The organism is Anaeromusa acidaminophila DSM 3853, from assembly GCF_000374545.1.
Classification (GTDB): domain Bacteria; phylum Bacillota; class Negativicutes; order Anaeromusales; family Anaeromusaceae; genus Anaeromusa; species Anaeromusa acidaminophila.
Map to the genome: position 1 here is coordinate 96,911 of NZ_KB894584.1, position 17,430 is coordinate 114,340.

Sequence of the window (17,430 nt, forward strand, 5' to 3'; positions counted from 1 at the left end):
GGCGCAGACTTTGCGGGCGGCATTTGCCGCCGCAGAGAAGAGAAATAGGGAGGTTGTAAGGATGCGCTTTGGGGACACCTTATGGGATGTATTTCAACGTAAGGATATTAGTCGCAGAAGCTTTTTGAAAACCTGCGTCACCTTAACCGGTATCTTGGGCCTGGGCCCCAATATGGTGGCAAAGGTAGTGGAAGCGGCGGAAACGAAGGTGTTGACGCCTGTAATTTGGCTGCACGGACATGAGTGCACCGGCTGTGATGAATCGTTTTTGCGTTCGGAAACGCCCTTAGCTTCGGATTTGCTTTTGAATATGATCTCGTTGGAATACAATGATGTCATTGGCGCTGCCGCGGGCGAGCCGCTGGAGCATCATTTGGAAGAAACCGTTAAAAAATATGCTGGCAAGTACATTTTAGCCATTGAAGGAGCCATTCCTTTAGCCGACGACGGCATTAGCTGCATGGTGGGAGGACGCCCGATAAAAGACATGGTGAAGGAAGTCTCTAAAGGCGCGATGGCGGTGCTGGAAATTGGATCCTGCGCTACTTGGGGCGGCATTCAAGCGGCTAAGCCCAATCCGACGGACTCTCGCTCCTCAAGCGAGGTGTTAAGCGGCGGCAAGCCGGTCATTAAAATTCCTGGCTGTCCTCCCATTCCGGAGGTTATTACCGGCACGATCATGCATGTGGCCTTGTTTGGCACGTTGCCGCCGGTGGACGCCAAAGGGCGGCCAAAACAGTTTTTTGGCAACCGTATTCATGATACTTGCTACCGGCGTCCGTTTTTTGACTCCGGCATGTTTGTAGAGAACTTTGACGACAAGGGATCTAAGGCGGGCTGGTGCCTTTACAAGGTGGGCTGCCGTGGTCCTGTAACGTATAATTCCTGCGGCAATATGCGCTGGTGGAACGGCCTGTCCTATCCGATTCAGTCCGGATCTCCCTGCATCGGTTGCGCGGAGCCTTCTTTCTGGGATAACGACCCGCTCTTTGCAAGGCTGCCTAATATCCCTGTGCCCAATACCTTGGCGACAGCGGATAAAGTGGGTCTGGCGGCGGCTGGCGTAGCGGTGGCCGGGGTGGCGGCTCATGCCATTGCTTCGGTCATTCAACAGAAGAAAGCCAGTCATGACGACCAGGATGAATAGAAGGAGGCCTTAAGCCATGAAACGCATTGTAGTCGACCCGGTGAACCGTATTGAAGGCCATCTGCGCGTAGAGGTGCAGGTGGATGAAGCTACCGGCAAGGTCAGTGACGCTCTTTCCAGCGGCACCGCCTGGCGGGGCATAGAAGTGATTTGTAAAGACCGCGACCCTCGGGATATATGGGCTTTTGTGGGCCGCATCTGCGGCGTTTGCACCAGTACCCATTCCTTATCGTGCTTGCGGGCAGTGGAGGACGCCTTGGGCATTGAAGTGCCGAAAAATGCGAATTATATCCGCAACATCATGATGGGGACGCAAAGCGTTCATGATCATGTGGTGCATTTTTATCATCTCCATGCCCTGGACTGGGTTAGCCCGGTAAACGCTCTTAAGGCCGATCCGGCAGCGGCGGCGGCGCTGCAAAATACCATGCTCGATAAATACGCTGTGCCCTTAAAAGGACCGATTGTTAACGATACCCAGGCCTATCCTAAAACCTTCCCCAAGGCGACCAACGCTTACTTTCGGGCCATTCAGGATAAGGTGCGCAAAATCGTCGAAAGCGGCCAGCTTGGCATTTTCGCGGCTCACTACTGGGACCACCCGGACTACAATATCCTGCCGCCGGAAGTGCATCTGATCGGTATAGCTCATTATCTGGAGATGCTGGATAAACAGCGGGAATTTATTCTCTCTCATGTGGTTTTCGGCGGTAAGAATCCGCATCCGCACTACATAGTCGGCGGTATGCCATGTTCTATTTCGCTGGATGACATGAACGCGCCGGTTAATACGGAACGTCTGATGGTGGTGGAGAAATCGCTGCATTCTGTGCTGGACGCCTGCAATTTCTACTATCTGCCGGACGTGCTGGCTATTGGCGAATTCTACGTCAAGGCGGGCATGCTCGATGGCGGCGGCTTGGCGGGTGTGCGATCTTTGAGCGTTGGCGATATGCCGGACGGCACCTTTAAGAGCGTTACGAACGGCAGCTTCCACAAAAATCTGCTGCTTCGCTCGCAGGGCGTGGTGGAAAACTTCAGCGCTGGTTTGGCAGGGGCTACTTATTCGGAATTGGAGCCTAAGGATTACGCCGATCCCTCGGTGATTGCCGAAGGTGTGGCTCATTCTTGGTATGAATACCCTGCAGGCAAAAGCGAGCTGCATCCTTGGGACGGCGTCAGTCAGCCTAAGTATACGGCGCCGAAGGAAGGCACGAAAACCAACTGGAAGTATCTTGACGAACAGGGCAAGTACTCTTGGGTTAAAACGCCGAAATGGCGCGGCAAGATGGCCGAAGTAGGGCCGCTGGCCAAATACATTGTTATCTATGTCAAAGTAAAAAAAGGCATTATTACCGAGCCGACATGGCTGGAAAAAATGATGGTGGATCAGATCGACTTTGTTTCGAAAGTGCTGGGCGTAGCGCCGGAAAAATGGCTGCCCACCACCTTGGGACGCACCGCTGCCAGAGCTCTTGACGCCCAGGCCAACGCCTATGTGGCCAAGTATTTCCAAGACAAGCTCTTGGCTAACATCAAAAGCGGCGACACTATTGTGGCAAATACGGAAAAATGGGACCCGTCTACTTGGCCGAAAGAGGCCAAGGGCGTGGGCTTGGTGGAAGCGCCTCGCGGCGCGCTGAGCCACTGGATCGTGATTAAAGACGGCAAGGTGGCCAATTACCAGGCGGTGGTACCCAGCACCTGGAACGCCGCACCTCGGGACGACGCCGCCGGTCACGGCCCCTACGAGGCCAGCATGATCGACACTAAGGTGAAGATTCCCGACAAACCGCTGGAAATTCTGCGGGTCGTCCACTCCTTTGATCCTTGCCTGGCTTGCGCCACGCATCTGTACGATACGAAGGGCAAAGAAGTGGCGGTTGTGCGCTGCGGTGAGTGTTGAGCGGGACTACCATTTTATGAAAAAAGGCAGGGCGAATCTTTCTCTCTGCCGCTTAGACTCACGGGGACGGTTCTCGTGAGTCTTTTTTCTTTTCTGGTTCAGGGGGACGGTTCTAGTGAACCACTGGTTCGCCAGAACCGTCCCCTTGAACCAAACACTCTAAAGAATATTTAATAAGATGTGTAAATTTATTTACATGATTTCCCAAATTGAGTAGACTGTTTATAAGGGACAAGTTATAGACTCAAATTAGTGTTGAGAAATGAGGGAATAAAATGAATTTCCTGTTGAACATGAAAATCTCACGCAAATTGCTGGTCTTGACAATTACCTCGTCATTGCTGTTGCTGGCGGTAGGTCTTGTGGGATACTACTATGTCAGAGCAGGTCATGATCAAATTACCGAGATCTTTGAAAAACATGTGGCAGGTTTAGATATTTCCCAAGATTTGAGACAGCAAAATAGAGCGCGCCAAGGTCTTTTGCTTCGATTAATTACTGCTGACCAGAGTGAACAAGGGAAGCTTATTGAGCAACTGAAGAAAAGGGATAAAGACTTTGCTGCTTTAATTGATAAACTCGAAAAAATGAATTTGAACAATGATGAGAAGCAGTTAGTAGATAAGATTAAAGCATCGGCTGCAAAGTACTTGGATTTGCAAAATAACATTATCAAATTGTCAATTTCCAATAAGTCTGGAGACGCGCTAACTTTCTATAAGCAAGGCGAAGGTTTAGTGGAAGGACTTGCGGACGAGATACGAGCTTTGGTCAAAAACCAAGAAAAAGAGATTGCAATTGTTCATGAAGCAAATGAACAAGACTATAAAAAATCAGTCATGCTATTATTGGGAATTAGCGCTATTTCCATCGTACTGACCTTTATGTTGGGCCAATATATATCCAGACTCATTGTCAAGCCGGTAACAGGCGTAGTACAAGAAGCAGCGCTGATTGCGAAAGGAGATTTAGCTTCAAAAGACCTTGTGTTACAAAGCCGCGATGAGATGGGCAAGCTAACAGCGGAATTTAATAGCATGAAGTCTAACTTGCGTCAGTTAATAAAGAGTGTAGCACAGTCAGCCGAGCACCTCTCGGCGTCTTCTGAGCAATTAACAGCCAGCGCAGAACAGTCTGCTCAAGCCGCAAATCAAGTAGCTTCGACAATTACCGAAGTGGCAAAGGGAGCGGAAAAACAGACAAATGCGATTACTAGCATGTCTGCTTCTGTTAGCAAGATTTCCGTTAGCATTCAACATGCGGTGGTAAACAGTAATACTGCGACAACAACGACAGATAAAAGCGCCTTAGCTGCACAAGCAGGGTTGGGAGAAATTTCAACAGCAATCGAGCAAATGGCGAGTGTTGAAAAGACGGTTGACAGGTCCGCTGCAATGGTTGCAAAATTGGGCGAACGTTCGCAGGAAATTGGACAAATCGTTGATACTATATCTGGTATTGCAGGACAAACCAATCTGCTAGCGTTAAATGCAGCGATTGAAGCGGCAAGGGCTGGTGAGCAAGGCAGAGGCTTTGCGGTAGTTGCTGAAGAGGTGCGAAAGCTTGCTGAACAGTCCCAGGAAGCAGCCAAGCAGATTGCTTCCTTAATTGGAGAAATTCAAGAAGATACCAATAAGGCCGTTCTGGCCATGAATGCAGGTACGAGTGAAGTTAAAAAGGGAGCGGAAGTGGTAACTTTAGCCGGTGAATCCTTTGATAATATCGCTCAGCATGTCAATGTGGTTTCAAGGCAAATTAAAGAAGTATCATCTATTATGCAAGAAATCGCTTTTGAGAGCCAACAGATTGTGGAGGAAGTACATCAAATTGATGATATTAGTAAAAATGCGCTCGATCATACGCAAACCGTTTCTGCAGCAACCGAAGAACAATCTGCATCAATGAAAGAAATCGGCGTCAATAGTCAAAGCTTGGCAAAAATGGCGGAAGAGCTGCAACAAGCTGTTCAAAAATTTAAGATTTAAGGCGATACTATCAAGGAAAGAGAAGCGGCAGGGAATATTCCCTGCCGCTTCTCTTTCAATCTTTTGTTTCTCAAGAAGAGTCCTCCCTAGTCTTAGCGCCTTAGGAGATAAGGGGAAACTTCAAGATGATCGTCGTACCTTGGGAGGGAACGCTTGCTACCTGGATAGTGGCGTTGTGCTGGGCGGCGATCCAATGGGCGATAGACAGGCCCAGACCGGTACCGCCGGTGGTTTTGGAACGGGACGAGTCTACCCGGTAAAAGCGGTCAAAGATTTTGGCTTGCTCTTTTTTCGGGATACCTATGCCTGTATCAGTGATGGTAATTTCCAAATGGGTATTGATTCTTTGCGAGGCCAGCGTAATGACACCGCCGTCTGGCGTATATTTGATGCTGTTTTCAATAAAAATGCGCAGCATTTGCTTAATGGCGACAGCATCCGCCAAAATGGAAGCTTGCTGGTTTTGGCTTAGCAGTACCTGGTGCTGCGGGGCGATCAGCCTGGTTTCTTGGAAAATATCCTCCAGCAGGGGCGGCATGAGAAGTGCATCTTTAGTCAGCGTTTGTTTGTTCTGGTCGGTGCGTGCCAGGAAAAGAAGTTTTTCGATTAAATTATGCATGTTGGCAGCTTCTGACTTTATCGCTTCAATTCCTTCGGTTAAGGCGGCGCCATCTTGCTTGCCCCAGCGATCCAGCATGTCGGCATAGCCGCTGATTACGGTAATCGGTGTGCGCAGCTCATGGGAAGCGTCGGCCACAAAACGTTGTTGTTGTTCAAAACCTGTCTGAATGCGGTTCAACATATGATTGAAAGTCGCCGCCAGCTCATGCAGTTCGTCCTTGCTGTTGCTTAAAGGGATTCGTTTCCCTAGGTCATGAATCTCAATTTCCTTAGCGGTGGTAATGATGGTTCGCAAGGGCTGCAGCGTTTTGCGGCTGATAAACATGCCGGCCAGGATGGCGATTAAAAGTCCAAGGGCTGTTGTGAGGAACAAGCCCCTGATTAATGTTTTTAAAAAGTTTTTTTCCGCCGCCATGGTTTTAATGATTTGTAGATGGTAGGTGTGGCTGCCATAGGATACATGCGCAGTTGTGTAGTAGAAGTACATATCGTTTACGTGCAGGATGCGCAGCGGCGTATTTAGCAGCAAGGCCGGATTGAGAGGGTCGTGTTCTATCTCCGCTTTCTCCATGACCGATTGATTGCTGGGCATATGAGGAGCGCTGTCGACAAGCAGCTGATTTTGCTCATCGGAAATTCGCAAAATGATGCCCGGGAGGAGAAGATTCTCTTTGAGCAAGCGCTGGTCGACCGGCTCGCCGGAAGCGATATGACGAGATAGGGTATCTACGCTTAGATCAATATCTGCGACGGCTTGATCGTAGAGCACGTAATACAAGCCAGCTACGGTCAAGGAACTGGTGAAGAGCAAAATGAGGCTAAGTATGGCCGTATATAAAAAAGTCAGCTTAATGGAGATGGGAACAGGAACGCCTTTAATCTTTGACCACATAACCGACTCCTCGCACGGTATGAATGTATTTTTCACCAAAGCGTTCATCCAGCTTGCTGCGCAAATAACGAATATATACGTCGACGACATTGGTATCGCCTAGATAATCATATCCCCAGACCTCTTGGAGAATATGTTCGCGGTCAAGGACGACATGCTTGTTGCGAACTAAATACTCCAAGAGGTCATATTCTTTTTTTGTTAGTTCCACCAATTGACCGTCAACTTGCGCTTCATAACGGCTGGGATGCAAAACAAGGTTTTTCAGATGCAAAGTATTTTCCTTGAGGCCGGAGACGTTGCGTTTGCGAAGCGCTGCGCGGATGCGAGCCAAGAGCTCCCGGATGGCGAAGGGTTTGGTCAGGTAGTCATCGGCGCCGATGTTGAGTCCCTCGACTTTATCGTCGAGCTCACCTTTGGCTGTGACCATGATGATGGGAACATCCGATACTTCTCGGACGCGCTTGCAAATTTCAATGCCGTCCATCTCGGGCAGCATAACGTCCAATAAAACAAGATTAAAATTTTCCTGCACAATTCGTTCCAGGGCATGGCGGCCATTGGCCTCAATCTCGGTGGTAAAGCCTTCATGCTCCAGCTCCAGTTGTAAAAAGCGAGCGATTTTCCATTCATCTTCGACAATGAGAAGATGGGATGCTTTGCTTGTCATACAAGTAACCTCCATCGTTAGCGTAGCTATAAGTATATAAAACCACTTTTTTTCTTGGAGCGAAAGAGGAGTTTTTCTTTTTAATCCAATTCTAATCTTTGTGTAATCTCTGTCTAATCTTTGGCTTTTATGATGGTACTAGAGAGGACGCGACAGGCGCAATGAAAGAGAGGCTGAAGATGAGTTTGCTTGCAGAACGGGCGGAGTTTATGCTTCGCTTTCTAGAAGAGCCTGCTAAAATCGGCAGCATTACTCCTAGTTCCATGTTTCTAGCGCGCAAGATGTTGGGGGAGTTACCCTGGCCGGAGCTGGATACTATTGTTGAATTGGGAGCGGGTACAGGAGTATTTACAGGGTACATTTCTCAAAATAAACAAAAGAGTGCGAAGACGCTCGTTGTAGAGCAGGACCGAAGTATGCGGGAAACCTTGCGTGAAAGGTATCCGGAATTTTTTTACGGAACTAGAGCGGAAGAATTGCCTGCGTTGCTACGATACTTTAATTTGCCGCAAGCGGATTGCGTTATTTCGGGGCTGCCTTTTGCGACCTTTTCCAAAGAGGAAAGAAATCAAGTCTTGTTAGCAGTCAGTCAATCGTTAAAGACAAACGGAGTATTTGTGGCGTTTCAGTATTCTCTACAAATGCGAAGCTTAGTTAAAAAGTATTTTCGGGAAGTGCGTATTCGCTTTGCGCCGCTTAATTTTCCGCCGGCCTTTATCTATTACTGCAAAAAATAGGTTTTAGTGCAACGTTTGGTAAAATACTAGCGGTGCTAATGAAATAGTACTGGCTATTAAAATAGAGCGTAGCAAGCACTGTCCGCAAAACTGCGGGCAGTGCTTTTTTACGCAGATTGAAGTTCTTTTATGGTCTTTTTAATCTGATTTTAATCTCCTTCTTAGACTTGTCTAATCTTGCCTCTATATACTGCAAATAGTGGCAAACGCCAATAAGCATGATATGAAAGAAGGTAATTGTATGAAAAAGAAATGGCGCGCCTGTGTTTTTTCGGTAATGGCGTTGGGCGGAGTGATTATCGCAGGGCCGGTTTTGGCAGCTCCCCAGGAAGAAGCTCAGCCAATAATTATCCAAAAAGAAGATCCGGAGCAAGCCGGCAACACTCGTGAAAAAACAAGGGTGTCGGAGCAAGTTGCTTTGGTTAAAGAAGTAAACAACGTACAGAAATAGCAAGAGAAGCCCCTTTGCTCAGGGGCTTTTCTATCTTTTCATAGCGTAAAATAACAAATACAAAGAAGAAAAAATAGTAGTACAATGTATTTCAAGGATGTAGAAAGCCCAAAAGGAGTATGCGCTTATGAAATATATGAGCACGTTGCTTGCGGTCCGAGATATGGAAAAATCGAAGCGATTTTACACAAAAATACTAGGTCTTGCCGTTGTCTCGGACTTTGGGGATAATATAGTTTTGACAGGCGGCATTGCCTTGCAGACGGTGGCAACTTGGGTTGCTTTTTTGCAAAAAAAAGAGGAAGATATTTTTTTTGCAAACCATGCAAGCGAGCTTTATTTTGAGGAAAATGACATAGATATTTTCATGGAATCGCTGCAGCGGCAAGAGATACGATATGTACATCCTCTTTTTGAGCACCGCTGGGGGCAAAGAGTGGTGCGCTTTTATGATCCTGATGGGCATATTATTGAAGTTGGCGAGAACATGGCGATGGTGGTGCAGCGTTTTTTACAGAAGGGCTTATCGATAGAAGAAACGGCCTTGCGAATGGAAGTGTCCTTAGAATATGTGCGAGCCTGTATTCGAAAATGCGAGAATGACTCAGGATTTTGAGAGCTGTGAAAAAATAATGAAACTCTTGCGTAAAAAACAGGTAAAAATTACTTGCACTTTGCAGCGTGCGTGATACAATCATCTTGGTCCTAGAACAACGGTGACGGCAGGGAAACCGGCCATTAGGCCTAAAGACCGTCACAAAGAAGGGAGAGGGATATGAACGCGCAACTCCGACTGACAGAAGAAGAAGCAAAAGCCTTGGCGAAGGAGCATGGCACTCCGCTATTGGTGGTGTCTACCAAGAGGGTAACGGAAAATTACCAATACTTGAAGCGAAAGCTGCCCCGCGTTGAGGTGCACTATGCAATGAAAGCCAATCCAGACGAACATATTGTCCGGACGTTGGCCGATCTGGGATCTTGTTTCGATGTCGCCTCAGCAGGCGAGATGGAAGCGCTCACAGCGATGGGCATTGCTGCTGCGAGGATTGTATATGCCAATCCCGTAAAGACGGCAGAAGGTTTGGAAACGGCGAAACGCCTGGGTATTCATAGATTTACTTACGATAGCGCCAGCGAAGCGGACAAGATGGCCGCCGTGATTCCCGGGGGCGAAGTGCTCCTGCGGGTTCGGGTAGAAAATCCCGAGGCGCTGGTGGATTTGAACAAAAAATTTGGCGCCTCTGTTGGCGAGGCCTTGGCGCTTTTGCGTCGCGCACGGGACAAGGGTTTGTGCGTGAAGGGGCTTTGCTTCCATGTGGGCAGTCAATCTGCTACAGCAGACGCCTATGTACGCGCCCTTAAGCAATGCCGGGAGCTTTTTGACTTGGCGGCGGAAGAAGGAATGCACTTGACCACCTTGGATATTGGGGGAGGCTTCCCGATTCCCGTAACCGGTCAAGACATCAATCTCGATGAAATGACGGAAACCATTCAGAAATATGTTGATGAATTGTTTCCTGATACCGAACTTTGGTCCGAGCCGGGGCGTTTTCTCTGCGGCACGGCGGTACAGCTGATAACCCAGGTTATTGGCGTTAAAAATCGGGATGAGCAAATATGGTACTTCTTGGACGAAGGCGTATACGGAACGTTTTCCGGCATATTCTTCGACCATTGGAATTACGAGTTTGTTTATTTTAAAGACGGCGAGCAGCATCCGGCGACATTTGCAGGGCCTAGCTGCGATTCTTTGGATATTCTCTACCGCGGCCATAATGCGCCGGCGTTGGAGGAAGGCGATCTGATTCTTGTGCCGGACTGCGGCGCGTATACCTCGGCTTCCGCTACAACGTTCAATGGTTTTGCTAAGGCGAAAAGCATTGTTTGGGAGACGGAGAATACACAAAGCTATGCGGTTTTGAAGCATGAACAACATCATTTAGTGGCTGACGCTGTATAAAAAAGAGAGGCTCTACTTCGCTGAAGCGAAGTAGAGCCTCTCTTTTTAGTCTAGTTTAGGCAGTTTGCCGATCTTCTATTAGTTCCGGATGAGCTCGCCGTTGGCGCAGATCTTCCAGCTTGCTGGAGTCAAACTCATTTTCCCATTTAGCAATGACGATGGTGGCAATGCCGTTGCCGATGAGATTGGTAAGCGCGCGCCCTTGCGACATGAAACGGTCAATGCCGAAAATAAGCGCTAAACCAGAGACCGGAATGCCAGGAATAACGGACAAGGTGGCCGCTAGGACAATGAAGCCGCTGCCGGTTACGCCGGAAGCTCCTTTAGAGGTGAGCAGCAATACGGCTAAAATAGTTAACTGCTGGGTCAACGATAAGTCGCTGTTAGTAGCTTGAGCGACAAAAATAGCGGACATGGTGAGGTAAATGGAAGTACCGTCTAAATTGAAGGAATATCCTGTAGGTATAACTAGACCGACAATGGATTTGCCGCACCCCATGGTTTCCAATTTTTCCATGATCTTCGGGAGCACGCTTTCCGAGGAAGCTGTGCCGAAAACGATAAGCAGCTCTTCTTTGATATAAGAAAGGAACGAGAAGAGATTGATGCCGGCCCAATAGGCGATTGGACCAAAGATAAAGATAACAAAGAGCGTACAGGTAGCGAAGAAGCATAAAAGCAGCTCGCCTAAAGGAAGCAACGACGCAATGCCGTACTTGCCGATGGTGAAGGCCATCGCGCCAAAGGTGCCAATCGGCGCCAGTTTCATAATCAGATCCACAAGGCGGAACAAACAGTGTGACAGCTCGGTAATCAACGTGAAAAGACGGGTTTCTTTGCCCATGGAAGACAGGGCCCAGCCGAAAAGCAGCGAAACTAGGAGTACTTGAAGAATATCGCCCTTGGCAAAGGCGTCAACAACAGTGGAAGGAATGAGATTCAAAAAGAAATCCTGTGTGCTGTGGGCCTGCGCGGCGCCGCCGGTAGTGTAGGAGGCGACGGCTTTCGCGTCCAGCGAAGCTACGTCTACATTCATGCCTTGGCCAGGGGCCATCCAGTTGACGGCAAAAAGACCGAGAATCAAAGCAAAGACGGTAACGACTTCAAAATAAAGGAGCGCTTTCGCTCCTACGCGGCCTACTTTTTTCATGTCATCCATACCAGCGATGCCGGTGACAATGGTACAGAAGATGATGGGGGCAATAATCATTTTAATCAATTTAATGAAGCCGTCACCCAAAGGCTTCATCGCTTCTCCCCACTCTGGCGAAAAATGCCCTAAAGCAATACCTATGACAATCGATAAAAGAACCTGTACATGTAGAGAGCGAAAATAGGACATAATAGGACCTCCTTTACAAATGAGGGCTTACATATTGAAATAATAAACTATAAATTATAGAATATACTTCTGACAGAATACCAAAAGAAACCAAAAAATACAAATGCCTACAAGTGAAAAACACAGTATACATAAATTGCAAGACTATTTGATTTTTGCAAAAATAGTCCTAGAGAAACTATGCCGTTGCTAGAAGGAAAAACAGCCTTGTATTGACGGCGACGAGGTCATCACGTAAGCTGAAGGAAGAAAACGCTTATAGGAGGTTAAAAAGCATGATCGTAGGTCATATGCGTTACTTAGAGCAAGATCGGCAATGGCTGCCCGCAGAGGTAGTCAAAGTGCTGGATTGGATGGCGGCGGCGGATTGGGGCCGCCTGGAGGATGGCCGTTACGAGTTGGAAGGCGCAGAGGTTTATGTAGGGGTACAGCATTATAAAACAACTCCGGCCGCAGAAAAGCAGCCGGAGTCGCATCAAGCGTATGTGGATATTCAGTATGTGCCTTTGGGGCGCGAAGTGATCGGCGCGGAGCCGCTGACAGACGAGCATGAGGAACGCAGTATTGAACTGGAAGAACGGGATTTGATCTTTTACCATGAGGGCGTGCAGGAAAGCTCGTTGGTTTTGGCCCCTGGCATGTACGCTGTGTTTTTTCCTTGGGATGTGCATCGTCCAGGCTGCAGAGCAACCGAAGAGGCTGAGACTGTCTGCAAAGCCGTGGGCAAGGTCCGCGTAGAGCGGCTGGTGACGGAATCCGAATAAAACGTATTCCGTAGCCCTCATTCGGACCCTCCCTTTACTCCCTCTACTCTTGTTCAAATTTACGTACGCCATTACTCGTTAATGCAGCCATTGCGGTTCGGTTTTTTGACGCAGTACCAGGCTGGCGCCGATGAAGGACGTGAAAAATAGAGAAGAAGCTAGTTCTTCTTCGAAGTAAGAAGCGCAATATGCGTCATCGGAGTTGGTTGCCCAGTCGGCAAAAGCGGCAAAAAATAATGTGCTTCCCGGGTAGGCATTCTCAAGCAGCGCCTCTAAAGACGCATCGCCGAGATTCTGCCGATGACCATGCCAAAGTTCATCAGCGGCAAGCGGCTCAAGGTCGTCCAGGCGATCTGCTTGCCATAGGAGCGCTCCTTCGATGCCTCTGGTAAAAGCGTAGCCGAAGGCTAAGGGCAACGCAGCCGCCAAGGGCAGAGGCCTAGAGACATCATAAAGCAGTAATTGCGTTAAATGCTGGGTGCAATGATGCAGGCAGAGTCGTAAGTCGGTGGATAACGATTGTATATCCGTGTAATTTAAGCCGCAGTGAAAGGCGGCTTTACGCAAAGCGGAGGCTGCTTGGGAATCGAAGAGATTCATGAGTCATTCCTCCTCTTGTGGAAATGGCTGGGCGTTGTTTAAAAGATGCCAACAAAATAAGATTGATAATTCTGTTAACGTTACATGAGGATTTCGATATATAAAAAGACTTTTCCTGCTGCAAAAAAGATTTGCTGCTATTCAAAGGAGGCTATAACGATGGCTAAACGGAAAATTATTCGGATTGATGAAGCTTTGTGCAATGGATGCGGGCGCTGCGTGTCGCCCTGCGCCGAAGCGGCAATCGAAGTGGTGAACGGCAAAGCCAAGGTATTACGGGACGAGCTTTGCGACGGAGCTGGTTTTTGCATCGGCGCCTGTCCTACAGGCGCTTTAACGCTAGAGGAGCGAGAAGCTGTTGCTTTTGATGAAGAAGCGGTGCAGGAACACAAAAAAGACGTTGCTCAACGTCCGGAGTTTCATCATTTGATGCAATGTTCACTGTGTGATATTTCGGAGCAAGAGCGGCCGTTGCTGCCCATGAAGTATAAAGGCGAAAGCACGTGGGTTTGTGTACGCTGTCTGCCAACGTTGATTCACGGTTAGTAAACAATAAAATAAATAGCACTTAGGCCGAAGGATAGGGTAGCAAGAAACCCGTCTTTCGGCCTATTGTAATAATAAGGAAGTAAATGTAAAATAAAAATTGTTTTTGACAAGTATAATAAGCTCATATAACAAAAGGAGGCGGTAAGGTGAAGAAAAAATTAGTCTTTTTGATGTTTGCGTTATTGTTAGCGGGCAGTGTGGCGTCGGCGGCGCCGGTGGTAGAACCGTTGCAGACCGTGGAGATTCAAGCGGATAACAATGTGAATATTTTTGACTATAACTTTATGGACGAGCCTGGCGAAGCACGTTTGGAGCTGACCCAGCTTACTAATATTTGGGGCGGTGGCGCTGTCCTGCGTGTGGATATTGAGACTGACAATGGCAAGGAAGAGCTGCAAGTGGTTGTCAGCGGCGCTTATAATGGCGACAATCTTACAACACACATGTTGAGCGTGTCTTTGCGCAATAAAGGACTTATTAATGTAAGTATTGCGAAAAGCACACCGCTGGTGTTGAATGTAAAGGATGGCAAGCTGACCGTAGCTGCGGGGGGCAGCAAGCGTACAGTAGACAAGGTGTACTCCTTTGGAGGTTCCTTGCATACACAGTCGATCAAAGGAACGTTGCGCGTATATCCGGGCAGCGACAGTGTTAACGCCGGCAGTCTGGTTAGCGGCGGTTCCGGCGGCAATGGCGGCAATTCCTCGGTTAACGATACAGTGGATACCGTGTCCCGAGTTGTGAACATTTTCCGGTAAGTTTTGCAGGGAACATGAAAAAGGCGCTTGCAGTGATTTGGCTGCAAGCGCCTTTTATATGCCCAATTTATAAAATAACCGCGAAATACACGAAAGACGCGAAAAGAGTTTTCAAGATTAAATATCGTGCTTTCTTCTTCTCCTGTGTACCCATTTATGGATGTCGGTTGCCATGCCATCCATGAATTTTCAACGGAGACCGGCGATTATGCCATCCTTGGCATCGTCGGCATTAGGTACCTCACGTACCGTCAGGCGCATCCAGCGCCGTCGCCGATTCTCTTGTTCAGTCTGACCTCCGTCGAGCCCTCCAGCTACTCCCTTTATTCCTGTTCAACTCCGCTTTTCGGTTTCTCCATGAAATAGTCAGCAATCAGTTCTTTAGCGGCGCGGCGGGCAAATTCCGCCTGGGCGGCTAAAAGGAGCACCGTTAAAAAACGTTCTAGAGCCGCTTTCGATTCGTCATCGTCAATATGCGTCAGCCGTTCCGTCAGGCGCAGACTGCTGGCTTGGGCTTCCTCGCAGAAAGCCTGCAATTCGACGGCTTTCAACTCGGTGAAAAGATCGTAGACTTCTTCCAAGGGAAGAATGTCATCATGGGGGGAATCAATATTGCGCAGAACAGGGTTGAAAAGAGCTTTGATTTCCTGGATGGAAAGGACTTGCTTGAGCTTGCTCAGCAGCAGGAGCAGCAAAATATGGTAGCGATGGTATTTTTTTTGCTGGCTGCGGGCTAAAACGCCATCCTTGGTGTAATTATTGACCATGGTGCGCGTTAATAGGTCATCGTTGCTGGCAGCTTGACGGTTGACCAAGGATAGAAGCTGGTCCATATATAGCCCTAAATCCGGCAAAGACTGAGAAGTTGCCTCTGGGCATTCCAGTAAGCGCGTAAGGCGTTCATGTAAGGTTTGCATAGCGGTATCCTCCATCGTGCTCTATATCTTTTAGTATATGGTTTTCAAAACAAGGAGTCAACGCGTATATAGACGGAGGTAGGTACTTTTTAAAAACAATTAACATGGTTTTAATAAAAAATACTTGTAGTTTTGAAAACTACATGGTATTCTATTTGTAGAAATTCAGAAAGGAGCTATTGCGCGATGGAAGCAGTATGGCAAAGTGTAGGCATGCTATTTTCAATGGATGCCTTGTTGCAAGCCCTTACAAATCCTGTTAACTGGGGCATTATCGGGACATTGGTTTTATTAGAAGGGTTGTTGTCGGCGGATAATGCGTTAGTGTTGGCAATGATGGTCAAGCACTTGCCGGAAGAGCAGCGCAAAAAAGCTCTCTTTTATGGTATACTTGGCTCGTACGCTTTTCGCTTTGTGGCGATTGCCTTGGGGACGGTACTCATCAAAATTTGGTGGGTGAAACTCATCGGTGCGATGTACTTGCTATATTTGGCAGGAGCGTTTTTTTGGAAGAAACACAAGCAAGATGAAACCGCCAATACAGATGGCTGCGAGGGGTTTGGTTTTTGGCGTACCGTCGTGGCGGTAGAGGTTATGGATATCGCCTTTTCTGTTGACAGCGTGCTGGCGGCTTTCGGCGTCAGCGATCAGGTTTGGGTGCTCTACTTGGGAGGTATTTTGGGTGTCTTGATGATGCGCGGCGTAGCGCAGTTCTTCATTACCCTTATTGACCGTTATCCGGAGCTGGAAGGTACGGCGTATGTCTTGATTGGCGTAATCGGCGCTAAAATGATGGCTTCCTCGGCTGGCTACGAAATGGAGCATGGCGTCTTCTTTGCGCTCATGGCGGTTGTATTCGGCAGCGCTTTTGGCATGCATTATTTGCGGCGGACGCAGACGGCGCCGGTGGCAGTGAAAAAAGAAGAGCTGAAATAAACGGAAGCAATAAAGGACTTTGTAGTCTCTTAAATGATGAAAAAGGAGCGTTGATTGGATATGTTTAAAACCACTCTTTTAATGGCGGCATTGACTGGAATTCTGATGTTCATGGGCAAAGCCATCGGCGGCAATGGCGGCATGATGCTGATGTTTCTGATTTCTATGGGCATGAACTTTTTCAGCTACTGGTATAGCGATAAGATTGTGCTGAAGATGTACAGCGCGGAGCCGGTGACTATGCAGGAAGCGCCCGGCTTGGTTCATTCCGTGTCCAAATTGGCCCAGGCGGCGCAGATGCCGATGCCGAAAGTGTATATTATCAACGAAGCAGTGCCCAACGCTTTTGCTACAGGCCGTGACCCTGAGCATGGCGTGGTGGCCGTAACAACCGGGATTATGCAGGCGCTGAGTACGGAAGAGCTGGAAGGCGTCTTAGCCCACGAACTGGCGCACATTAAGAATCGAGACACCTTAATCAGCACCATTGTCGCCGGTATTGCCGGAACGATTACCATGATCGCCAACATTGCTCAATGGGGCGCTATCATGGGAGGGCTGGGCCGCAGCGATGACGAGGAAGGCGCTGGCGGGTTGGTCGGTTCTCTGTTCATGATCTTTTTGGCCCCCTTGGCGGCGACTATTATTCAGCTGGCCATCAGCCGGACCCGGGAGTACGGGGCCGACGCGAAAGGCGCTGAATTCTGCGGCAATCCGCTGGCGTTGGCGGAAGCGCTGCGCAAAATCGAATATTATGCCCAGCATAGAACGCTGCCGGAAGCCAGCCCTTCTACGGCGCATATGTTTATCATCAATCCTTTTGCCGGCGGCGGCCAATGGTTTATGAGTCTCTTTTCCACCCACCCAGCGACAGGTGATCGTATCGCCAAACTGGAGCAGTTGGCGCGAGGACGCTAAACCGATATGCCTTTAAGCCCGTACCGTTATGGTGCGGGCTATTTTGTTTTACTAGTGTGCGTTAGCGCACTCTGCAGCATCCTTCGATTCTTGCCGTCACTTTTCGATTGACTTCTGGTAGCAAGATTTTCTCTGTTACTTTGAGAGCTGTTCACCATAGCAAGATTCTTGTCTGCTTTGTTGGACAAAGACTGGAATATGTGGCACAACGTGACAAAGTTAGCCTATAGAAGAGGACTTGAGGACTAGTAGGGATAGGCGTAAATATGATAAAATT

17 protein-coding genes are annotated in these 17,430 nt (G+C 48.4%); 12 read left to right on the plus strand and 5 right to left on the minus strand.

Going from position 1 to position 17,430, the window contains the following annotated elements; genetic code table 11:
* Window positions 1–61: 61 nt before the first annotated feature.
* From C508_RS0103205 to C508_RS0103215, 3 genes are all read left to right on the plus strand, one after another.
* A complete protein-coding gene (locus C508_RS0103205; RefSeq protein WP_018702098.1) occupies window positions 62–1,147 on the plus strand; it encodes a hydrogenase small subunit in 1,086 nt (361 codons plus the stop codon).
* A gap of 16 nt (window positions 1,148–1,163) precedes the next feature.
* Window positions 1,164–3,053: a nickel-dependent hydrogenase large subunit gene (locus tag C508_RS0103210; protein WP_018702099.1), complete on the plus strand. Its 1,890-nt coding sequence runs from the start codon at window positions 1,164–1,166 to the stop codon at window positions 3,051–3,053.
* Window positions 3,054–3,328: 275 nt separating this feature from the next.
* Entirely contained in the window at window positions 3,329–5,038 is a 1,710-nt protein-coding gene (locus C508_RS0103215) for a methyl-accepting chemotaxis protein (protein ID WP_018702100.1), read from the plus strand.
* A 100-nt stretch (window positions 5,039–5,138) separates the two neighbouring features.
* On the opposite strand, the gene C508_RS0103220 is transcribed toward C508_RS0103215, so the two are convergent.
* Window positions 5,139–6,551: a sensor histidine kinase gene (locus C508_RS0103220; RefSeq protein ID WP_018702101.1), complete on the minus strand. Its 1,413-nt coding sequence runs from the start codon at window positions 6,549–6,551 to the stop codon at window positions 5,139–5,141.
* Window positions 6,535–7,221, minus strand: a complete 687-nt coding sequence (locus C508_RS0103225; RefSeq protein ID WP_018702102.1) for a response regulator transcription factor — start codon at window positions 7,219–7,221, stop codon at window positions 6,535–6,537. Before C508_RS0103225 ends, C508_RS0103220 begins: the two co-directional genes overlap by 17 nt.
* 179 nt (window positions 7,222–7,400) lie before the next feature.
* On the opposite strand from C508_RS0103225, the gene C508_RS0103230 reads away from it, so the two are divergent.
* The 4 genes from C508_RS0103230 (at window position 7,401) to C508_RS0103245 (ending at window position 10,369) form a co-directional block, all read left to right on the plus strand.
* Entirely contained in the window at window positions 7,401–7,958 is a 558-nt protein-coding gene (locus tag C508_RS0103230) for a class I SAM-dependent methyltransferase (RefSeq protein WP_018702103.1), read from the plus strand.
* 241 nt (window positions 7,959–8,199) lie between these two features.
* Window positions 8,200–8,409 (plus strand): hypothetical protein, encoded by a 210-nt coding sequence (locus C508_RS0103235; protein ID WP_018702104.1) that lies wholly within the window; start codon window positions 8,200–8,202, stop codon window positions 8,407–8,409.
* 127 nt (window positions 8,410–8,536) lie between these two features.
* Window positions 8,537–9,025 carry a VOC family protein gene (locus tag C508_RS0103240; protein ID WP_018702105.1) on the plus strand — a complete coding sequence of 163 codons (489 nt, stop codon included), beginning with the start codon at window positions 8,537–8,539 and terminating at the stop codon, window positions 9,023–9,025.
* Window positions 9,026–9,184: 159 nt separating this feature from the next.
* Window positions 9,185–10,369: a type III PLP-dependent enzyme gene (locus C508_RS0103245; RefSeq protein WP_018702106.1), complete on the plus strand. Its 1,185-nt coding sequence runs from the start codon at window positions 9,185–9,187 to the stop codon at window positions 10,367–10,369.
* Between the two features lie 55 nt (window positions 10,370–10,424).
* On the opposite strand, the gene C508_RS0103250 is transcribed toward C508_RS0103245, so the two are convergent.
* Window positions 10,425–11,711 carry a dicarboxylate/amino acid:cation symporter gene (locus tag C508_RS0103250; protein WP_018702107.1) on the minus strand — a complete coding sequence of 429 codons (1,287 nt, stop codon included), beginning with the start codon at window positions 11,709–11,711 and terminating at the stop codon, window positions 10,425–10,427.
* A 275-nt stretch (window positions 11,712–11,986) separates the two neighbouring features.
* On the opposite strand from C508_RS0103250, the gene C508_RS0103255 reads away from it, so the two are divergent.
* Window positions 11,987–12,475: a NanQ anomerase/TabA/YiaL family protein gene (locus C508_RS0103255; RefSeq protein ID WP_018702108.1), complete on the plus strand. Its 489-nt coding sequence runs from the start codon at window positions 11,987–11,989 to the stop codon at window positions 12,473–12,475.
* 78 nt (window positions 12,476–12,553) lie between these two features.
* Here C508_RS0103255 and C508_RS0103260 read toward each other — a convergent pair whose 3' ends face one another.
* Window positions 12,554–13,075, minus strand: a complete 522-nt coding sequence (locus C508_RS0103260; protein ID WP_018702109.1) for a hypothetical protein — start codon at window positions 13,073–13,075, stop codon at window positions 12,554–12,556.
* A 159-nt stretch (window positions 13,076–13,234) separates the two neighbouring features.
* Here C508_RS0103260 and C508_RS0103265 point away from each other — a divergent pair, with 159 nt between their 5' ends.
* The gene (locus tag C508_RS0103265) at window positions 13,235–13,621 is read left to right on the plus strand and encodes an ATP-binding protein (protein WP_018702110.1); all 387 of its coding nucleotides are present in this window, start codon (window positions 13,235–13,237) and stop codon (window positions 13,619–13,621) included.
* 149 nt (window positions 13,622–13,770) lie between these two features.
* Window positions 13,771–14,382, plus strand: a complete 612-nt coding sequence (locus tag C508_RS0103270) for a hypothetical protein (protein WP_018702111.1) — start codon at window positions 13,771–13,773, stop codon at window positions 14,380–14,382.
* 323 nt (window positions 14,383–14,705) lie between these two features.
* On the opposite strand, the gene C508_RS17705 is transcribed toward C508_RS0103270, so the two are convergent.
* The gene (locus C508_RS17705) at window positions 14,706–15,299 is read right to left on the minus strand and encodes a DUF1836 domain-containing protein (protein WP_018702112.1); all 594 of its coding nucleotides are present in this window, start codon (window positions 15,297–15,299) and stop codon (window positions 14,706–14,708) included.
* Between the two features lie 186 nt (window positions 15,300–15,485).
* Between C508_RS17705 and C508_RS0103280 the strand changes: the two genes are divergently transcribed.
* Complete coding sequence (locus tag C508_RS0103280; protein WP_018702113.1) at window positions 15,486–16,235, plus strand: TerC family protein; 750 nt, start codon at window positions 15,486–15,488, stop codon at window positions 16,233–16,235.
* 54 nt (window positions 16,236–16,289) lie between these two features.
* Window positions 16,290–17,153 (plus strand): zinc metalloprotease HtpX, encoded by an 864-nt coding sequence (htpX, locus tag C508_RS0103285; protein WP_026319329.1) that lies wholly within the window; start codon window positions 16,290–16,292, stop codon window positions 17,151–17,153.
* Window positions 17,154–17,430: the final 277 nt, after the last annotated feature.

Coding starts and splice junctions, on each gene's coding strand:
- C508_RS0103205 (WP_018702098.1), top strand. CDS start 62: ATGCGCTTTGGGGACACCTTATGGGATGTATTTCAACGTAAGGATATT.
- C508_RS0103210 (WP_018702099.1), top strand. CDS start 1,164: ATGAAACGCATTGTAGTCGACCCGGTGAACCGTATTGAAGGCCATCTG.
- C508_RS0103215 (WP_018702100.1), top strand. CDS start 3,329: ATGAATTTCCTGTTGAACATGAAAATCTCACGCAAATTGCTGGTCTTG.
- C508_RS0103220 (WP_018702101.1), bottom strand. CDS start 6,551: ATGTGGTCAAAGATTAAAGGCGTTCCTGTTCCCATCTCCATTAAGCTG.
- C508_RS0103225 (WP_018702102.1), bottom strand. CDS start 7,221: ATGACAAGCAAAGCATCCCATCTTCTCATTGTCGAAGATGAATGGAAA.
- C508_RS0103230 (WP_018702103.1), top strand. CDS start 7,401: ATGAGTTTGCTTGCAGAACGGGCGGAGTTTATGCTTCGCTTTCTAGAA.
- C508_RS0103235 (WP_018702104.1), top strand. CDS start 8,200: ATGAAAAAGAAATGGCGCGCCTGTGTTTTTTCGGTAATGGCGTTGGGC.
- C508_RS0103240 (WP_018702105.1), top strand. CDS start 8,537: ATGAAATATATGAGCACGTTGCTTGCGGTCCGAGATATGGAAAAATCG.
- C508_RS0103245 (WP_018702106.1), top strand. CDS start 9,185: ATGAACGCGCAACTCCGACTGACAGAAGAAGAAGCAAAAGCCTTGGCG.
- C508_RS0103250 (WP_018702107.1), bottom strand. CDS start 11,711: ATGTCCTATTTTCGCTCTCTACATGTACAGGTTCTTTTATCGATTGTC.
- C508_RS0103255 (WP_018702108.1), top strand. CDS start 11,987: ATGATCGTAGGTCATATGCGTTACTTAGAGCAAGATCGGCAATGGCTG.
- C508_RS0103260 (WP_018702109.1), bottom strand. CDS start 13,075: ATGAATCTCTTCGATTCCCAAGCAGCCTCCGCTTTGCGTAAAGCCGCC.
- C508_RS0103265 (WP_018702110.1), top strand. CDS start 13,235: ATGGCTAAACGGAAAATTATTCGGATTGATGAAGCTTTGTGCAATGGA.
- C508_RS17705 (WP_018702112.1), bottom strand. CDS start 15,299: ATGCAAACCTTACATGAACGCCTTACGCGCTTACTGGAATGCCCAGAG.
- C508_RS0103280 (WP_018702113.1), top strand. CDS start 15,486: ATGGAAGCAGTATGGCAAAGTGTAGGCATGCTATTTTCAATGGATGCC.